17 protein-coding genes are annotated in these 18,826 nt (G+C 59.5%); 4 read left to right on the forward strand and 13 right to left on the reverse strand.

Annotated elements, in window-relative coordinates; translation table 11 throughout:
• Positions 1-2: 2 nt before the first annotated feature.
• From KIT79_11570 to KIT79_11625, 12 genes are all read right to left on the reverse strand, one after another.
• Positions 3-1,316, reverse strand: coding sequence for a nucleotide sugar dehydrogenase (locus tag KIT79_11570; GenBank protein ID MCW5829940.1), 1,314 nt, complete (start codon positions 1,314-1,316; stop codon positions 3-5).
• A 118-nt stretch (positions 1,317-1,434) separates the two neighbouring features.
• Entirely contained in the window at positions 1,435-2,007 is a 573-nt protein-coding gene (locus tag KIT79_11575) for a peptidylprolyl isomerase (protein MCW5829941.1), read from the reverse strand.
• 201 nt (positions 2,008-2,208) lie between these two features.
• Complete coding sequence (locus tag KIT79_11580; protein ID MCW5829942.1) at positions 2,209-3,015, reverse strand: FecR domain-containing protein; 807 nt, start codon at positions 3,013-3,015, stop codon at positions 2,209-2,211.
• 97 nt (positions 3,016-3,112) lie between these two features.
• Positions 3,113-4,939, reverse strand: coding sequence for a tetratricopeptide repeat protein (locus KIT79_11585; GenBank protein MCW5829943.1), 1,827 nt, complete (start codon positions 4,937-4,939; stop codon positions 3,113-3,115).
• Positions 4,940-5,130: 191 nt separating this feature from the next.
• Entirely contained in the window at positions 5,131-5,832 is a 702-nt protein-coding gene (gene sfsA, locus KIT79_11590) for a DNA/RNA nuclease SfsA (GenBank protein MCW5829944.1), read from the reverse strand.
• Between the two features lie 39 nt (positions 5,833-5,871).
• Entirely contained in the window at positions 5,872-6,975 is a 1,104-nt protein-coding gene (gene queG, locus KIT79_11595; GenBank protein MCW5829945.1) for a tRNA epoxyqueuosine(34) reductase QueG, read from the reverse strand.
• 113 nt (positions 6,976-7,088) lie between these two features.
• Complete coding sequence (locus KIT79_11600) at positions 7,089-7,325, reverse strand: ferredoxin (protein ID MCW5829946.1); 237 nt, start codon at positions 7,323-7,325, stop codon at positions 7,089-7,091.
• Between the two features lie 174 nt (positions 7,326-7,499).
• A protein-coding gene (gene prfB, locus KIT79_11605; GenBank protein ID MCW5829947.1) for a peptide chain release factor 2 occupies positions 7,500-8,655 on the reverse strand; the annotation gives its coding sequence in 2 pieces (ribosomal slippage) (positions 7,500-8,561 and positions 8,563-8,655; 1,155 coding nt in all).
• A gap of 28 nt (positions 8,656-8,683) precedes the next feature.
• Complete coding sequence (locus KIT79_11610; GenBank protein ID MCW5829948.1) at positions 8,684-9,730, reverse strand: NAD-dependent epimerase/dehydratase family protein; 1,047 nt, start codon at positions 9,728-9,730, stop codon at positions 8,684-8,686.
• A gap of 111 nt (positions 9,731-9,841) precedes the next feature.
• Positions 9,842-10,888 carry a hypothetical protein gene (locus KIT79_11615; protein MCW5829949.1) on the reverse strand — a complete coding sequence of 349 codons (1,047 nt, stop codon included), beginning with the start codon at positions 10,886-10,888 and terminating at the stop codon, positions 9,842-9,844.
• A 110-nt stretch (positions 10,889-10,998) separates the two neighbouring features.
• Positions 10,999-12,078 carry an alpha/beta fold hydrolase gene (locus tag KIT79_11620; protein MCW5829950.1) on the reverse strand — a complete coding sequence of 360 codons (1,080 nt, stop codon included), beginning with the start codon at positions 12,076-12,078 and terminating at the stop codon, positions 10,999-11,001.
• A 51-nt stretch (positions 12,079-12,129) separates the two neighbouring features.
• Positions 12,130-13,044 (reverse strand): TIGR01777 family oxidoreductase, encoded by a 915-nt coding sequence (locus KIT79_11625; protein ID MCW5829951.1) that lies wholly within the window; start codon positions 13,042-13,044, stop codon positions 12,130-12,132.
• Between the two features lie 112 nt (positions 13,045-13,156).
• Here KIT79_11625 and KIT79_11630 point away from each other — a divergent pair, with 112 nt between their 5' ends.
• From KIT79_11630 to dxs, 3 genes are all read left to right on the forward strand, one after another.
• Positions 13,157-13,567 (forward strand): CBS domain-containing protein, encoded by a 411-nt coding sequence (locus KIT79_11630; protein MCW5829952.1) that lies wholly within the window; start codon positions 13,157-13,159, stop codon positions 13,565-13,567.
• A gap of 81 nt (positions 13,568-13,648) precedes the next feature.
• Entirely contained in the window at positions 13,649-14,434 is a 786-nt protein-coding gene (locus KIT79_11635) for an SDR family oxidoreductase (GenBank protein ID MCW5829953.1), read from the forward strand.
• Between the two features lie 258 nt (positions 14,435-14,692).
• Positions 14,693-16,627, forward strand: coding sequence for a 1-deoxy-D-xylulose-5-phosphate synthase (gene dxs, locus KIT79_11640; GenBank protein ID MCW5829954.1), 1,935 nt, complete (start codon positions 14,693-14,695; stop codon positions 16,625-16,627).
• Here dxs and KIT79_11645 read toward each other — a convergent pair.
• The gene (locus KIT79_11645; GenBank protein MCW5829955.1) at positions 16,611-17,357 is read right to left on the reverse strand and encodes a type 1 glutamine amidotransferase; all 747 of its coding nucleotides are present in this window, start codon (positions 17,355-17,357) and stop codon (positions 16,611-16,613) included. The two genes, dxs and KIT79_11645, sit on opposite strands and share 17 nt — an antisense overlap.
• 217 nt (positions 17,358-17,574) lie before the next feature.
• Here KIT79_11645 and KIT79_11650 point away from each other — a divergent pair, with 217 nt between their 5' ends.
• Entirely contained in the window at positions 17,575-18,816 is a 1,242-nt protein-coding gene (locus KIT79_11650) for an acyl-CoA desaturase (protein ID MCW5829956.1), read from the forward strand.
• The last annotated feature ends 10 nt before the right edge of the window (positions 18,817-18,826 follow it).

Here is an 18,826-nt window from a genome sequence, read left to right on the forward strand (position 1 = left end):
GGTTACAATGCCTCCACGGTTTTCACCTTGGGGAGCAGTGCGCCGATGGCTCCTCGGCAGTCGAGGATCAGCTTCAGGTTGCGGACGAGCAGCGGGTAGTTGAACTTCCGGTGAGCCGTCACCAGTACGGCGGCATCGAACCCCTTGAGGCGGGCCGGGGTGAGCGGCACGGACTTCAGGGTACGATCGCCCTCCGAAAACTCCGGAATATGCGGGTCGCTGTAACTGACATGCGCCCCTTCCAGTTCCAGCAGTTTCAGGATTTCGAGGCCGGGCGATTCACGGAGGTCATCCACGTCCGGCTTGTAGGCGAGGCCAAGTACAAGGATTTTCGCGCCATTTAGAGCCTTCCGTGACCGCCGTGACAGCATCCGTGCCGTCCGGTTCACCACGAAGCGCGGCATGTTGCCATTGATGTCGGTCGCTAGCTCGATGAAGCGGTTGTAGTGGCTGAACATCTTCGCCTTCCAGGCAAGATACACGGGATCGAGCGGAATGCAGTGGCCGCCGATGCCGGGCCCCGGATAAAACGGCATGAAGCCGAAGGGCTTGGTTTTGGCCGCGTTCACCACGTTCCAGATATTGATATCCATCCGGTCGCACATGAGCATCAGCTCGTTCACAAGGCCGATGTTCACCGCCCGGAAGGTATTTTCGAGCATCTTGACCATCTCGGCCTCGTCTGAGGACCCCACTGTCACCACCTGGTCCACGGCGCGCCGGTAAAGTGCCGCGGCGGCCAGCGTGCAGGCCGGCGTTGCGCCGCCCACAACCTTGGGCGTGTTGCGGATCTTCCAGACCTTGTTCCCCGGATCGACCCGCTCTGGAGAAAAGGCGACAAAAATGTCGCGCCCCACCTTGAAGCCAGCTGCCTCTACCGCCGGGACGATGATCTCCCGCGTGGTACCGGGATAGGTGGTGCTTTCCAGCACGATCACCTGGCCCTTTGTCAGCAGCGGCACCAGCTTTTCAACAGCCCCCTGGATGTATGAAATATCGGGATCGCGGGATTTCCGGAGCGGCGTCGGCACCGCGATGGAAATGCCATCACACCGGGCGAGATCCCGGTAGTCCGCCGACACCTCGAACCGCCCTGACTGGCGTGCCTCCCGGACTTCGCGGTCGGCGACATCCACTACCGTCGAACGTCCGGCGTTGATCCGCCTGACCTTGGCTGTATCCGTGTCAATACCGGTAACACGGCAGCCCCCGCGGACAAACTCCAGCGCAAGCGGCAAACCGACGTAGCCCAGGCCGATGACGCCCACCCGCGGGACGCCTTTCTCAAGCCGCCGGACCAGTTTCTTCCCCTGCATGGCTCCAGTGTAGCTGGACCGCGAAAGAAAGCGGAACGGCGGGAAAGGCAGGGCTTACCCGGCGGCCTGCCCTTCCCCTTCCAGTCACGTCAGGGACTTATCCGCTACGGGAGATCCCCTACTTTTTCTCTTTTTTTGGCTCGATCACGCGGATCTTGTTGATAATGACGGGCTCAAGGGGCCGGTCGCCGGGGGCCGTTGGCTCGACCGAAATCTTGTCGGTTGTAGCCTGGCTTGCCGGATCGGTACAATCACCGAAGATCGTATGGCGGTTGTTCAGCCACGGCGTCGCCTTCACCGTGATAAAGAACTGCGAGCCGTTGGTGCCGGGGCCGGAGTTCGCCATGGCAAGCAAACCCGGGCGGTCGAACGTAAGGTCCGGGCTGAACTCGTCCTCAAACCTGTAACCAGGCCCGCCAGTCCCGGTGCCGAGCGGATCGCCGCCCTGGATCATGAAGTCGCGGATCACGCGGTGGAAAAGCGTGCCCTCGTATAGGGATTTGCCTTTCACCGGCTTCTGGGTGCGTGGATCGGTCCATTCCTTCTTGCCGGTAGCGAGACCGATGAAGTTCTCGACCGTCTTGGGCGCCTGCTTGGGGAACAGATGACAGGTGATCTTGCCCAGCCGGGTTTCAATCTCGACAGTGGGGCCGCCCGTGGGAAGCTTTTTCGATGTCTGGGCGAATGCCAGTTGGGGAACGATCACGGCAGCCGACAAAGCAGCAGCAAGCAGTGTGTTTTTCACCTTGAGTTACCTCTTTTCCTGAAAACGGGTTGTGCAGATTTTATAGGGCGAACCCTCGGGAGGAGGCAACGGCCCGTCACCTTAAAAAGTATTCAGGCCCGGCAATAACCGCCGGGCCTGAAGCCTTGATCCACTGTCCAGCGGCAATCAGGGACGGAACGGCACGTCGATACGCACACGGGCCCGCCCGCGGCCACCGCCGGCAGGTTCCAGATCAATGCGCGGCTGGTCGCGGCTAAATACAACCATCAGGTTGAGGGCCCCGAACTCGCCGCCTTCGGCATCGCCACCGCCATCCGTGTCATCGGCACCCGGCAGATCGTCGCCGTCATCGCCACCGTTATTGGCCATCGTGGTGCTGTTGATGAGCGCCGCCAGTTCTTCGAGCGACGGCTCACGCGGCTCTGTCGGGGCGCCACCCTGCATGAACGAAATCTGTCCGCTCTGGAGTGTCACCTCACTGCCCGGAGGGCCGTAGGTACAAGGGCCTTCAACACAGGCCATGAACTCCGGGGTTCCAGTACCGACCACCTGGATCGAGCCACGCACACCTGCGACGGCCGTAGGGGTCTTGATCTTGAACGTGCTCTGGTAGTTGGCGGTGTACCGGGCCACGGCAGCGCGCACACGGCCCTGCATCAGCTCCATAAAGCTCTCGCGGCGGGCCGGAGCACGGGTAAATGTCTGCGTCCGGACGACCAGCTTGGAGTTGGGGGAGAGCGTAATCACGCTGTCATCGCTCAGCATGACCTTCACCCGGCCATCTGCGCCGGTCTGCAGGGTGTCTCCCTCCATCACCGGCTCATAGACACGCAGAGAGACCGGTTCGCCGCTTGCACGGGTAATCGTCACCTGGCCCGTGATTTGCGTCACCTTGCCAGCCTGATTTGCACTAGCGGAGGAAACCCACCCGGCCAGAATTACCATCGCAAGTCCACTGATCCATTTCTTCATCGCTGTTACTCCCTGAAACATCCGGCCTCTAAAACCTCACCCAAAACAAACCGGAATACCCCTGATTTCAACTAGTTACCGCAAATCCACCTTGGGGTTACTCCCAGCGGACCCGGGCTCCGGCCCCAATCATCTGACGGTCATACTCAAACGACGCCAGCGACGAGGTACGCAATTCTAGCGCATAGTTCATATAGAATTCCGTAATTTCGCTCACTTTAAATGCGATTTCCGGAGTCCAGGTAAACGAGAAATCCTTACGCTCGGAATCGACCGGACAAGGGCTGGTATTCGGCGGTCCACCTGCCAGTCCGCAGTAGGCCGCGTCCGAAGCACCGTGGACCGAATAGCTGAGGCGGGTGCCGTTGCGAAGCGCAATTTTCTTGGTGGGCAGGTACTGCGCGTTCGTGTTCCAGCGAAGTCCCAGATACGAATACTGCGACGACTTGGCATTCCGGTTGGCAAGCCCAAGGTCGGTCCCGGCCATCCAGGTCTTGGTTGCATAGGTGCCACCTGCACTCAGTCCCAGATTCATCGATTCGCGGTTATTGGGCGCAGCGCCATTATTGAGGAACGGAGCGATCTGCTCCGACGGGTAACGCTCCCATCCCATGGTGCCGCGCAGGTCGAATGTCCACTCCTGCATCCGCTTGTAGCCTGCCAGAACGAAATTGTGGCTGTGGCTGAAGGTACCGTACCGGATACCCCATTTGCGGGGTGTCGGGTCGTCGCCTGCGCTACCGATGACACCATCGCCATCGGTATCAGCCAGAGCGGTCTTGATGCCCATGTAACGGCCAAGACGGAACCACGTGTAGTCGTAGGCCAGTGTAACGCCCACTTCCTCATCCTTCGCGCCGGTCTCGAACGTTCCGTAAATAAGCGCGTTCGTAACACCCTGGTTATAGTCGGTGTTGTTCAAGTACGAGTTTTCGGCGTTGCTGAGCGACCCTGACAGCCGGAACTGGTCGCTGATCTTCGTTGTGATGTCCAGCCCCAGCGACAGTTCCAGCCGGTTATCGCCCTTCTTCTTCAGGAAGGTCGGGAGGAGTTCTCCATCCGGCGTAAGGCCGACGTTGGAATCGAACGACCATCCGACCGCCAGCGACGGGACCAGTTTGAAATCCTCATCGCCTTCGGCCTCGCCGCCGTCTATCCGGGCGATATATTTCTTCGCTTCCTTTCCGTGCGTGGAATCAGGAGCGCGGTCAACAAGGGCCTGGAAGCCGGTCCGCGCCTGGTCTTTTTCTTCCATCCGGTAGAACGAAAGGGCGCGGAAGTATTCAGAAGCGTTGCGATTGGTCCCGAGAGCTGCCGACTGCTCGAACCACTGGGTCGCATCCTTGTATTCGCCCTTCTGGAACTGGCAGATACCGATACCATACCGGGCCACGCCATCCGTCGGATCAGCATCAGCCCCCTTGCGGAATGCCGGCACCGCAAGGTCGCACTGTTCCTGCTTCAGGTAGGCGCTGCCCAGCGGCGTATAGTGGGCCTTGTAGTCCGGGTGTGATTCGGTAATTCCCGAGAGAACCTTTGCCGCATCGCGCGGCTTGTTCAGCGCATTCAGCGCCACGCCCTTCAGGCGGAGAAGTCCGGGCTCATCGGGTTTCAGCGCCAGTGCTTCCTCGACCAGCCGGAGAGCTTCCTTTGGATTGCCCTGGTCCAGTTCGATGATTGCCTTCTCGATAACAATCTCAGACTTGGTACCTTCAGCACCGCTGTAACTTGGGGCTTCTTCCGCTGGAGTGGCGTCAGCGGCATGTGCCTCCGCCTGTGCAGCTTCAGTGCTTTCAGCAGGTGCCTCTTCGGCGGCGGCCGGGGCATCCTGGGCCCCAGCCTGCCGAACCAAACCGGAAACGGGCAGAAGCCCTAACGCAATCGCAATCGCTCCCCGGCGAAAGTACAAGGAAAACTGGTTCATGCTATCCGCTCCCCGCGGCCCCTCCATGGACAGGCTGCCGGCCACCCGGCGGTTCGCCCATCCTCAAGAATCTAGATGTCCCTTGACACCCGTTCGTGGGGTCTAGGTTATTCATTCCTTCTTTCCTAGGTCAATGCCGCACTACAAGGAAGTGATCCATAGCACCGAACGTCGAAAACTGCGAAAACGGCTCATATTTCGACCTTTATTTGCGTGCCGGGCCTGATCCCCGCGAGCGACACCTCCGCCCGGATGGCATAGACCTCCACCCCACGGCTGACAGCCTTCTTGAGACCTCTCGCATAAGCGGTGTCGATTTCATGTGCAGCCCTGACAAAGTCCGCATCCCCGCGATTCACCCAGTAGAGCATCGCCGCCCTTGTCCCCCTTGAGATAACTGCTGCCAGTTCCTCCAGATGCTTGAGCCCCCGCTCGGTAACAGCATCCGGAAACGCCGCCGATCCGTCACCGCCCGGCATGGTGACGTTTTTCACCTCAACATAAACGGTCCCCTTTTTGGGGTCTTCCAGCAGCAGATCCACTCGCGAGTTCTTTCCATACTTGACCTCCCGGCGAATCGTTGTGAAACCAGCGAGTTCCCTGATAACCCCGCCCGTGATCGCCTCCTCGGCAAGCCGGTTGGGACGCATCGTATTGGCACCGATCCAGAATTTTCCCGACTTCACCAGTTCGAGGGTGTATTTGAGCTTTCGTTCCGGATCCGCGTTGAACGTCAGGGCCACCGGCCAGCCCGGTTCGGCACACCCCTTCATCGAGCCGGAGTTCGGCACATGAGCCACTACTTTCTCGCCTGTTTCCAGCTCCACATCAGCCAGAAACCGTTTGTACCGCTTGATCAGTGTCCCCTTGATGAGGGGAGGATCGAACTTCACAGATCTTACCTTTCTATGCGGCAGGATTTGGGAATGACTTTAGCGCCTGCTCAGCAACGCCTCCGCCTCATCCCGTACGCCGGCATCGGGGTCGCTGCGGAGCTTCTCGACTGTACTCATATCGCCCATCTGGCCGAGTGCCCAGACGGCCTGCCCCCGAATGAGCGGATCGGCATCGCCTGCCAGCATGCGGATCAGCGGCGCGAGGCCCTCCACTTTCTGGTTGCCCGCGACGACAAGTGCGTTCCGGCGCAATCCAGCCGGACCGGGGCGCGCAAGCGGTGTCGCATGGAAACGGGCCCGGAGTTCATCGTCACTGGCTGATAGAACCGATTCCAGGCTGATCACCGCATTCCGGTCATCCGGCGAAAAGGCGGGATCGGCCGAGCACGCTGTATTGCGGTTATGCGGACAGACTTCCTGGCAAACGTCACAACCGAATATCCACGACCCGATGCCGGCCCTGAGGTCACGGGGCAAAGCTACACGGCTTTCGATCGTCAGATAGGAAATACACCGGCGGGCATCGACCTCGCGCCGCTTGAAACTGATCGCCTGGGTGGGGCAGGCATCTATGCACAAGCGGCAGGAGCCGCAGGCATCTGTGCCCGGGATATCCGGTTCCAGCTCGCGGTCAACGATCATCCCTCCGAGCAGCAGCCAGCTTCCCATGTCCGGGTTGATGAGCAGCGTATGCCGGCCAGCCCATCCAAGCCCCGCCTCGGCAGCGTATTGCCGCTCCAGAAGCGGCCCGGAGTCGACGCACCGGTAGGTTTCCATACCCAGTTCATTGAGGGCGAACCGCTGGAGTTTCTTCAGCCGCTTGCCGACGATATTGTGGTAGTCGCGTCCCCAGGCGTAGCGTGCCACCTGGCCCATGCCCAACTGTGGAGATAGTGGCTCGCCGCGGGCATAGTTCACGGCAGCCATGAACACACTTCTGGCACCAGAAAGAAGACGTGCCGGGTCCAGACGGTCGGCTGCCCGTTGGGCCAGATAGTCCATCGAACCGTGCAGGCCACGCTCAATCCAGGATGTGAAGGCTTCGGCACCCGGCACCGGTAAGACCGATGCACTACCCGTAATGGCGAAACCCAGGTCTGCCGCCCGCTCTTTCAGCAGCCTGCCCGGGTCTGGCTTCACGGAATGTTCCGTCCGCCACGTCCAGACAGACGAAAAGCCCGCCCCCGGCGGGGAGCGGGCTCAACTGGCCAAGTGGCAGTAGCGAAATGCACAAAGCCCTGCCGGGCTGACAACTACTTGTCGCCGTCGCAGCCGATTGCCTCGACCGGACAGCCTTCGAGGGCTTCCATACAGATGGCAATCTCGTCCTCGTTCGTCGGCTGCTTCATCACAAAGCTGTAACCGCCGCCTTCAGGCGACGAGAAAAAATCAGGGGCCGTCTGGTTGCAGGCGTTGCAGTCAATGCATTCCTTATCCACATAAAACTGGCCGGAGACGTTATCTTCGTACTTGTTACCTTTGTCTGCCATCTGGTGATTGCTCCTGTGCTCCCGGCCCACTTGCGGTTGGCCGTCCTGATTTCGGGACGGGCCGCCGGATGCGGGCGCAATATGCACTCCCGAACCAAACCAAATCAAGGGGGAATTGAGATACCCCTTTACAAGGCAAGCAGGCCGGAGAAAGGCCGTTCACCAGCAAACCGGCTACTCCTCGTCGCCCACATCCTGACCCGCACCTTCCCGCCTGATGCCAAGCAGAAAGGCGGTGATAAACTCGTCCAGATCCCCATCAAGGACTGCCTGCGGGTTTCCGGCCGTGACGCCAGTACGCAGGTCCTTCACCATCCGGTAGGGCTGAAGAACATAACTCCGGATCTGCGACCCCCAGGCATTTTCCTTCTTCTGCGCTGCCGCCTTGTCCCTTTCGGCATTACGTTTCTGCATCTCAAGGTCATACAGCTTCGCCTTCAGGATCTTCAGGCCGACAGCCCGGTTCTGGATCTGGGACCGCTCACTGCGGCAGACGACGCTGGTCCCCGTCGGAATATGTGTGTACCGGACAGCAGAATCGGTCTTGTTCTGGTGCTGGCCGCCTGCCCCGCCCGCCCGGAATGTATCCACACGCAAATCCTTGTCCTGAATCTCGATCTCGATGGAGTCGTCGAGTTCGGGGATCACGTTTACGGCGGCAAACGACGTGTGCCGCCGCTTGTTGGCATCAAACGGCGATATCCGGACGAGCCGATGGACTCCAGCCTCGGCCTTCAAATAGCCGTATGCGTATTCACCGATCACATTGACCGTGGCGCTCTTGATGCCTGCCTCTTCACCAGGGGTTTCCTCGACCAGTTCCACTTTCCAGCCCCGTCGCTCGCAATACCGGAGGTACATCCGGTACAGCATCTCCGCCCAGTCCTGCGCCTCGGTCCCGCCCGATCCGGCATTGATCGACAGGATCGCATTGTTCGGGTCGGCCTCACCTGACAGCATGCGCCGGAACTCCAGCGCGCCGAGCGTTTTCTCCATTGCATCGAGCTTGCTGCGAAGTTCAGCGGCCAGATCCGGATCGGACTCGGACTTCAGAAGCTCCAGGAAGTCGCCGATCTCGGCCATGTCTCTCTCGGCTGCCTGGAACGGTTCAATAACCTCGAGCGCCCGCGTCCGGACTTTCATTACCGACTGGGCGGCCTTGGCGTCATCCCAGAATCCGGCTTCGAGGGATTTCCGGTCAACGTCCGCGACTTCCTTCAACCGGAGAGCGATGTCAAAGCCCCCTCCGGAGCTTCTCGAGGCGATCACGGGCCTCCTCCGCCCGGGTACGGCTCTGGCTAATGATTTCCCTGGTTTCGGCAGCGTCCATATCGTGTTTCTTTCCGGGTGCCTTTCGATCAGGGCCGCGCATCAAACTTGACGTGATGCTCCGGCTCGTAGCCGATCTCTTCCTTGGCGCGGACGCCCGAGAGCAGCATGTGGTGGGTGAGCGGGCGGGCGGCCCGGAACGGGAATGGATGACGGTTAAACCGGAGACGGCGCACCGCCTGCCATGCCGGCTCGATCACACGCTCAGGGACCGAAAGCGTCGGCAGCTTGGTCAACGCGATGAAATCCTTGAGGTGCAGGGTCTCCCGCCCCACGATGTTGAGCACCCCGCTGGTCTCCGACGCAACCGACATGCGGATCGCGCGTATCACATCGCCCGAGTGGACGAGATTGACCATGGGATTGTGGTTCATCACCCGCAACAGGAGCGGTGAATCGAAATAGTAGCTGAAGAAGCTATGCACATTCCGTCCGATGACATACGACGGCCTGAGGATCAGCATCTGGAGCTTGCGACGCGAGATTTCATGCTGACAGAGGATATCCGCCTCGATCAGATCCTTTACATACGGCTCGTCGCGGATGCTGAGATCCAGTTCACTCGATTCGGTCAGTACGACCGGCTCGTTCTCATGCAGGCGGAACACCTTGGCCGATGACAGGAAAATGAACTTCCGGATGCTCGGCTGCTCAAGTGCCAGATTGAGAAGGTTCTGCGTTCCCTTGATATTGTAGTCACGCACGGTGTCGAGATCGCCCGAATAGCCGACCTGGAAGCCCAGATGGACGATCGTGTCAATGTTGGCTGCCTGGAACTCCGGTGATGTGCATATTTCCTGCAAACGCCTGACGTTGAGCGGAGCAACCCGGTGAAACGTAAACCGGTCAGACGGCAGATCGCTGAAATAGTACGGCCGCTCTCGGCGCGAAAAGGCCCAAACCTTATCCACGTTAGGGTCATGGATGAGTTTGACGACAAGCTGGCGGCCGATCGTCGAGGTTGCGCCGGTTACCAGGACATTGTGCTTGAGGGTCTTGCGGCTGCCTTTGGACACCAATCTGGTTTTCCCCTTGGTGGTGGAACCTGAAGGAGCCGATGCTTTTGGGTCGGGCATGGACGGATTTCCCCTGCGGGCACCGGCTCCAATCGCACAATTCAGGGTGTCGGGCCGGCCCCGGCATCCGCTGTTCTAGTGACGGGAAGAGTGCCGGGCAAGCCCGGCAGTTCAGTTGGGGGATGAGGCGACCTGCGACAGGCCGGAAGGCATGTGATCGTAGCGATAGGTATATTCGACCCGTTCAATGCGGCGAACCCGTATGACTTCACCCTCATCAACCGACAGCGGAAAAAGAATCGTCTTTTTGTGCAGTTCGCCATAGATCATCAGCGTACGGGGGTCGATAGTCCGCTCCATGTATCCTTCGATCTGGCCGCCAACCACATCGCCATGCTTCAGGAACTCCATCGCGTGCCGGATGGATGCCTTGCGGGCCTTTTCGACCAGTTCCGGCTCCGTTCCGAGGTCATAGCGGATACGAATGCAACTCTGTTCCGAGTCTCCGCCATGACAGCTCACGCCGGGCACGACCTTGGCCGCAATTCCGTACCGGATAAACAGGCCCGGCTCCAGTGTGTAGGTTCCGATCTGGTAATAGACCTTGCCCGGCACGAAATACTGGTTGTGCCAGGAACCATAACGGGCATTCCAGTCAGTCATCTCCCGTTTTTCCATTATCTCGCTCTGAAGCGCTTCCTCTTCCACCGGAGGCGGCTTCCCCTTGGGGAGCCCCGCCCGAAGGTTTTCCGCCACCTTATCGATACCACTGATACCGTGCGCCATGACATGCCCGCCCGGTGCATCACCAATCCGGTAAACGAGCTTCACGCCCTTCATTGCTTCCAGAAAGGGATTCTGGAGCGGCTTGCCATTGAGGCTTGCCCCGAGCCGCTGGATTGTCATCAGCACCTCATAGGCCCCATCCATCTTACGGACTTTCTGGTGATTAACGGCTGAAAAGGTGTCGATCCGCATGCCCCGCTCACCGTAATCGCTGCCAACGACACGGTTCACGCGTTCTTCAAACTGGAGTCCGTCGGGAGGATTGTAGCGGATCTCGATCAGCCCACCGGCGTCTCGGGCACTGCTTTCATTCTCGCCACGAACGATTGGAAGGCTTTCGCTCTCGTCGAATGAGAATTCGTCCGCCCAGGCAGCCGGGGTGAAGAGGAGCAGGCAAACCGCCTGCAATGTCCAGGTGAGTCTTGGTTTCATGCGTTCCGGAGCAAGGCGCATTTTAGGGGACAATCCCTTCAGGCCGCAACCATACCGCTGTTCTCGTTAAAATAGGTTTACAGCCCGGGTGAAAATTTATTAACCGTGGGTCATCTGGGATCATGTCTCTGCAGCCACTCAGTAACGATGGGAAGGACTTCCTCAAGGGCCCTTTTCCCCATCACCAGGTCCACATGCCCATAGTCGGCACTGTAACCTTCACGGCGGCCCAGGTTCACATATCGCTTGTCTGCGGAAGCCGAACGGTCATAGGCGGCGTAAACGTCCCGGGGCGGTGCGAGCACATCATGAGCGGCAGCGACGACAAGCAGTGGACGGCGCACACGGTCGAAACTCGCGGCGTAGTTCAGTTTCAGGCTGGGTGACCTGAAACCCTTGCGACGGATAAAGGTCGCCCCAACACGAAACTCCTCGTTCGACACGTCATCGAGGACGTTCTGAAACAGGCGGGCTGCATCACGAGCACGCATGTTTCCGCTCGTATAGAACGGATTTGGAATAAACGGGTGCAGGGCCAGAATAAACGGCGCTGCCGCCCAGGCAATGAACCGTACCGGGTAATTCGGAATAAACCGTGTAAACGGCTGAATGGCGGCGGCAACCTGCCAGAACCAGAACCGGTTGTCGATGAAAGTCGGCGAACCCAGCGCCACAACCGTGCCTACATCCTCGCCAGGATGGGTCATGAGATAAGCGTACATCACCATCCCGCCCATCGAGTGGCCGATCCAGTCCACACGGTCTGCGCCAGTCCGCTCCTGCACGGTACGGATCGCCGCCGGCAGATCGCCCATTACGTAATCATCAAATTGCCATTGATGGCGAAGAATGGTTTCCACGCGGCTTGCGCGTCGGGAGTGGCCATGACCGCGCATTTCAAGAATCCAGACGTCCCGCCCTTCCCTCGCCAATGACCGGGCAAAAGAGCGCTCCGGGTGGTGATCGAAGAAATAGCGGTTGCAGGCGATCCCGTGGCAGAGAATGACCGGCCGGCCTTTTGTTTCACCTTCGGGCCGGATCCTGTGCAATGCAACCGGATGACCATCATCGGCCAGGGCGATAACGCGCTCATCGGCCCGGTGCCTTGCCCCTACAAGCCGCTCGCTCAGGGCGTGGCCCACGACGGGGATACTGGCCGCGGCATGGGTGAGGCGCCTCTGAAGGGTCATAGATGGAGGGCATATAGCACAGAACGCAGGATGTGACATGAGAGTCAGTGCTTAACTGACCGCTTCCCTCAATGCCGAGGAGACGTCGGGAAACCGGAAGGTATAGCCGGCAGAAAGCGCAGCCTTCGGTTCCGCCCGGGTGCTGGAGAGCACGATGGTGGACTGCTCGCCCAGCGCTGTCTTGAGGACAAAACCAGGAACCGGAAACCAGGAAGGCCGGTTCATGACGCGGCCCAGTTCCCGGCAGAAGGTCTTGAGCTGTACTGGCTCTGGCGCACAGACATTCATCACAGAAGGTGCACCTGCGTTGTTCAAGGCAAACATGACGAGACCGGCCACGTCCTCCACATGAACCCACGGAACCCACTGGTTCCCGGACCCGATGTGTCCACCTGCAAACATCCTGAACGGGAGCGCCATCTTCTCCAGCGCTCCGCCGCCACGACCCACCGCCATGCCAATCCTCAAGCTAACGACTCGGACGCCCAGTTTTTCTGCTTGCCGGGCGGCCGCCTCCCAGGCGATACAGAGGTCCGTCAGGAACCCCGCACCCGGCGCGCTGGACTCATCCAGGAGTTCATCACCACGGTCGCCATAAAAACCGACCGCTGAGGCCGCTACAAAAGTCCTGGGTTTTTCGTTCATCCTCGATATCGCCTGGACCAGTGTCTGCGTGCCAATAGTGCGGCTTTCAACCAGCGCCCGTTTGCGGCTTTCGGTCCAGCGGCCCGCACCTACGTTTTCACCGGCAAGATGAACGATGGCGGCGCAGCCTTCTATAGCCTCGGCCAGTTCTTCCGGGCTCATGGACGCTGACCACGGCGCACACCGGACGCGGCGGTCCATCTGGAATGCGGCTTTCACTGGATCACGGGAAAGGACCACCGTTTCAAGTCCCGCATCGAGGAGCCGTTTGACCACCACTTTCCCGATAAACCCGGTCCCGCCGGTTACAGCTATACGCATGGTGGATATTCCTACCTTTCCTCCCTGGCACGGGCAACGCCGGACGTCCTGAGCAACGTCATACCCATTGGCCGTGTGCCCGGCTAATAAAGCCGGTCAGAAGGAGTCCCGCATGAGCAAGGGCATACCACCCGTACACAAATACATGACCACCAGTCCCATCACGATCGGCCATGACCAGAAGATCGTCAAAGCCGAGGAGATCATGCACGCCAACCGCATCCGGCACCTGCCAGTGCTGAAGGGCGGGAAATTTACCGGGATCCTCACCGACCGTGATATCAAGTTTGTTCAGGGTCTGCGGGATCTGGATGCAAGTACACTCGTTGTGGATGACGTAGTACGCGAGCAGGCGTTCACCGTCGATGCAGAGTCGCCGCTGGATCAGGTGGCATCGGAGATGGCCGAACTGAAGGTGGGATCCGCCATCGTTACGCAGAATGGCAAGCTGGTCGGCATATTCACAACGGTAGATGCCATGCAGGCGCTCGCCGAATTGCTCCGTACGCGGCTTGGACACTGATACCGGCCTTTGCGGTAGACACCATCCGCGCAGTCCGGCACAATACACACACGGCCCCGGAATGAAGGCCGTACGTGTATTATGGGCAAAAGCGGCGCAGCTTCCTTTCAGGACCAGAATATCATTGTCACAGGCGGTGCAAGCGGCATCGGACTGGCCGCCGCTGTGGCACTGGAAGCCCGCGGTGCACGGATGGCACTGCTGGATGTGAATGCTGCCGCACTGGAACAGTCCCGGGAACGGTTCCGGCAACCTGAACGCGTTGTGACGCGCACTTTGGATGTGGCCCAGGCAGAATCAGTCGAGGCTGCGGTAAAAAGCGTAGACGGCGAAATGGGGCCCGTGGATATCCTGCTTGCGTCAGCCGGTGTTATGGAGGCCGGTCCGTTTTTGGAGTTGACGCCGGACGAGATCGACCGCCTCGTATCGATCAATGTAACCGGTACGGCAAACGCGATCCGGGCCGTGCTCCCCTCCATGCGCGAACGGCGGCAGGGACGCATTATTACGGTGGCAAGCGTGCTCGGCCTGCATGCTTTCCGCGAGTTCGCCGTCTATGCAGCGACGAAGTTCGCCGTAATCAATCTTACCGAGTCGCTCGCCAGCGAAAACCTTGATTACGGCATCAAGTTCCAGGTTCTCTGTCCGCCTGGCACCGACACCACACTCGTCGCCGGCTTGAAGCACAGGCCAAAATCAATGGAAAAATTTGGTCTCGCTCCCGTAGACGCCGTGGTCACTGGGCTTTTGGAGGGCATCGGCAAGGAAGAGTTCCTTATCTTGGTCACCCCGGAAACCCGTGCCCTTCATCAGCTTCAGCGTTTTGCTCCGCCCCTTTTCGACCAGTTCGTGAAGTGGGTTTCCTGAAGCCGCTTCTCCACACGATTGCCACCTTATCCCCAATAATTCCCCTACAGATGTGGATAAACTGTGTTTGGGATGCCCTGATTTAGGCATTTTAACATACTGAAATCCCTAGTGGTTTCAAGTGTGCGTGAAACTTTACAATCCCCAATCCAAAAAAACCGTTGACTTACTGATTGGTCAAACAGTTAACTGCGGGCCTTGTGCTGATTATCAGCCAATCAGGGCTGGTTTTTTTGAGGAGACAACGACAGTAACACCATGAGTGCTGCCACAAGTACCGACGAACGCTACGAACTGCTCGACGCCATCAACTCGCCGACCGATCTGCGCCGGTTGCCGGAATCCGAGCTTCCCAAACTGGCCGAAGAGTGCCGCCGGTTCCTCATTCATGCGGTCGCCAAGACGGGCGGACACCTCGCCTCGTCGCTAGGCGCCTGCGAACTCACCATCGCCCTCCACTACGTCTATGAGACTCCCGAAGACCGGCTCGTCTGGGACGTGGGTCACCAGGCCTATGTCCACAAGCTGCTTACCGGACGCCGGGAGATGTTCCCCACACTCCGTCAGAAGGGCGGCATGTCCGGTTTCCCCTCCCGGTTCGAAAGCTCCTACGACACGTTCGGTGTCGGTCATGGCGGAACCTCGATTTCGGCCGCTGCCGGCATGAACGAAGGGCTGCATCACCAGAAGAAGCGGCGCCACACGGTCGCAGTGATCGGCGATGGTTCGATCACCTCCGGCATGGCATTCGAGGCGCTCAATCATGCCGGTGAAGTGGGGCGCCCATTCACCGTTGTCCTGAACGACAACGAGTGGGCGATCTCGCGCAACGTGGGGGCGCTCTCCCGTACCCTGAGCCGACGAATCGTGACCGAGGATTTTATCCAGACAAAGGATCTGGTTCGCCGCTGGGTTCACGAGAAGCTCGGCGCGAAGATGGAAGACCGAATCCGCCATATCGAGGATGCCGTCAAAAGCGTCGTGCTCCCGGTCTCGCCGCTGTTCGAGGCGTTCGGCTTCGAATATCTGGGCCCCGTGGATGGGCATAACGTTCATGCCCTGGTGAAGGCGCTGCGGGCCGCCAAGGAAAACCACAAGCCTGTGCTGCTCCATATCCTCACCCGCAAGGGCAAGGGGTGGGAGGTTTCCGAAGCCGATCCGCTCGTTTACCACGGCCTAGGCAAGTACGACCCCAAGTCGGGAGAGCGTGCCCCGGCTGCTCCGGCCCCCGACCCGTGGCAAAAGCACTTCGCCCGTGCGGCGATTGATCTGGCGAAGCAGGATTCCCGTATCGTCGCCATCACCGGTGCGATGGCGACGGGAACCAGTTGTGACGTATTCCAGAAGGAGTTTCCCGACCGCTGCTACGACGTCGGCATGTGCGAGCAGCATGCCGTGACGCTGGCGGCGGGGCTCGCCTGCGAAGGCATGCGCCCCATTGCAGCGATCTACTCGACGTTCCTCCAGCGCGCCTATGACCAGGTGGTTCACGACGTCTGTATCCAGAACCTGCCCGTACTGTTCTGCATGGACCGCGCTGGCCTGGCTGGTGATGACGGCGTGACGCACCAGGGGATGTTCGACATCGCCTACCTGCGCTGCCTGCCGAACATGGTCTGCATGGCCCCCAAGGACGAGAACGAACTCAGGAACATGATGTACACGGCGACCAAGCTCGACTGCCCCTCGTCCGTCCGGTATCCGCGTGGACCCGCCATGGGGATCCCCTACGACAAGGAGTTCTCCCAGATCCCGGTTGGCAAGGCCGAAATCCTTCGCGAGGGTAAGGATGTGACGCTTCTGGCACTGGGCCACCAGGTGCCGGAAGCAGTGAAGGCCGCTGAACTTCTCGCTGCCGAAGGGGTCCAGACAACCGTGGTGAATGCCCGGTTTATCAAGCCGCTGGACCGCGAGACGATAATCGAAACCGCTACCGCTACCGGGCGGCTTGTGACTATCGAGGAGGCGGCCCTGATGGGTGGCTTCGGATCGGCAGTTTGTGAACTTTTGATGGACGAAGGCGTCCACAGGGATATCGACATCAGACGGCTCGGGGTCTCTGACCGGTTTGTCGAGCATGGCACCCAGGCCGCCTGGCGTGAGGAGTTCAAGCTCACGGCCCCAAGGATTGCCGAAACAGTCCGGCAGATGATCCGCAAGACACGGCTCCGGAGCGTCAAGGACGCGGGCTAAGCCCCCCGGACTTTACCAGTCCAGCCCAGCCGCCAAAGAGGATGCGGCTGATGGATTCAAGCCCGGGCAGGTAACTGGCGCGGCCATCGAGCAGCCGTTCCCGCGGTATCCGCTCGGCCTGAAGTTCATCGTCGAAGGCGCGGGTCATCCCTGCTATCAGGTCACTATCCACCTCCAGATGAAACTGGATTCCCCATACATTCCTTCCGTACCGGAACGCCTGGTTGGGCGTCATCTCTGACGAAGCGAGATGGACCGCTCCATCTGGCAGTTCCAGCCGGTCACCGTGCCAGTGGAAGGCTACGAAATTCCGTTCGGGTACACGGCTCCAGAGAGGATCATCTGAAGCGTCACCAGTAAGCTTCACCGGGTACCACCCGATCTCCTTGGCCGGCCCGGGAGCGACATTGCCGCCAAAGGCTGCGGCTATGAGCTGAGCCCCCAAGCATACACCCAGAACAGGCAGGTTTTCCTTTTCCATCTGGCGGATCAGGTTCATCTCGTCCGCAAGAAACGGATACTTGTCCGTTTCATAGACTCCCATCGGACCGCCCATAACGATCAGCCCCGCAGCGCCGCCGCCCAGGTCCGGCACGGGCTCTCCCGCCCAGGTCCGCACATAGCGGATTCCGACGCCCTTCCGTTCCAGTTCCAGTGCGATCAGTCCCGGGTTTTCACACCTCGCGTGAAGCAGGCACCAGACAAAAGGGCGGCTGGAAGAAGGACTCATGGGACAAAGTCTAGCCGTAGCCGCCAAGCGCCACAAAAGGCCATATTCGCCATAATAGATACGATAGGTATACTCATCATATTTATAATAAATGTAATAAATACAGCTAGTTACAATTTTTATATTGACTGATATCTATAATGTAATACAACATAAACAGACCGATGCCGCAACCCGTCAAGGTCGCGGAGAAGCAAGTCCAGAAGGAAAACAAATCATGACTACCGCCACCACCGAAATCATCGAAACTCCTGCTACCCACCCGCCGGTGCCCATTCCCCGCTCGGCCAAACGAAATGCCGCCACGCAGGCTGCCAAGCCTCCAGTCCGTTCGGAAGAACCGGCCGCCCGGCTCACGGACGAGGAACGGTTTCGCCGGTTCGGCGAGGCGGTGGACAAAATCCGGCGCCGCGTCGAGGAACAGATCGGCAAGGATGACGTCGACTATATCACCAAGGTGGACAACTTCTCCCGTGCCATGACAATCACCGGACGCGCCCTGCTCCACTTCAGCGTTGGGCCCGTTTCATGGACGGCGGGAGTCATTGCACTGTGGATCGGTCGACAGCTTCAGGCGACCGAAATCGGCCACACCGCCTTGCACGGAGCATTCGACGGCCTGCCCGGCGCAGACAAGTTCCAGTCGGAAACCTTCGACTGGGACGTTCCGATCGACGAAGAGTCCTGGCGCTATGGGCACAACATCCGACACCACCAGTTCACCAATATCGCTGGCAAGGATCCGGACATCCATTTCGGACCGGTTCGTCTCAATGCCCAGACGCCTCACCGCACGGTGAATTACTTTCAGGTGCCGATCGCGCTGGCCGTGGCGAGCAACTTCGGTTTTGCCATGAACCCGCATTTCACCGGACTGCTGGATGTATACAGCAGCAACGGGCGGGGTGGCATGGACACGCTGAAGGACAGGTCATGGAAGACCATCGCGCTCGCCCACTGGAAGACTTTCCGCAAGTGGGGCCCCTACTACTTCAGAAACTATGTGTTTTTCCCGGCACTGGCTGGCCCAGGATTCCTGAAAGTGCTCGCCGGCAACGTGGCTGCTGAAATCCTCCGCGATCTCTACACGGCGGCGACCATCTGGTGCGGACATGTGGGCGAGGACGTCAAGGACTACCCAGAAGGTACCAAGGCGCGAAACCGCGGCGAGTGGTATGCCATGCAGGTGGAAGGTGCCAACAATTTTGAGGTTCCGCTTCCCCTCTCCATGCTGTGCGGCGCCCTGGACCGGCAGATCGAACACCATCTGTTCCCGAAATTCCCCACGAACCGGCTTCGGGAAGTCGCCCCGGAAATCCGCCAGATCTGCGAAGAATACGGCATCAGCTACAGGACCGGCACATGGCCAAACACGCTTGGCAAGGTCTTCCAGCGCGTCTGGCAGCTCAGCTTCCCTGACAAGCCGGAAACGGTAGAAGCCGAAGCGGTGCGGGTCTGAGGAAAATCTT

The sequence above is a fragment of the Deltaproteobacteria bacterium genome (genome assembly GCA_026129095.1).
GTDB lineage: Bacteria > JAGRBM01 > JAGRBM01 > JAGRBM01 > JAHCIT01 > JAHCIT01.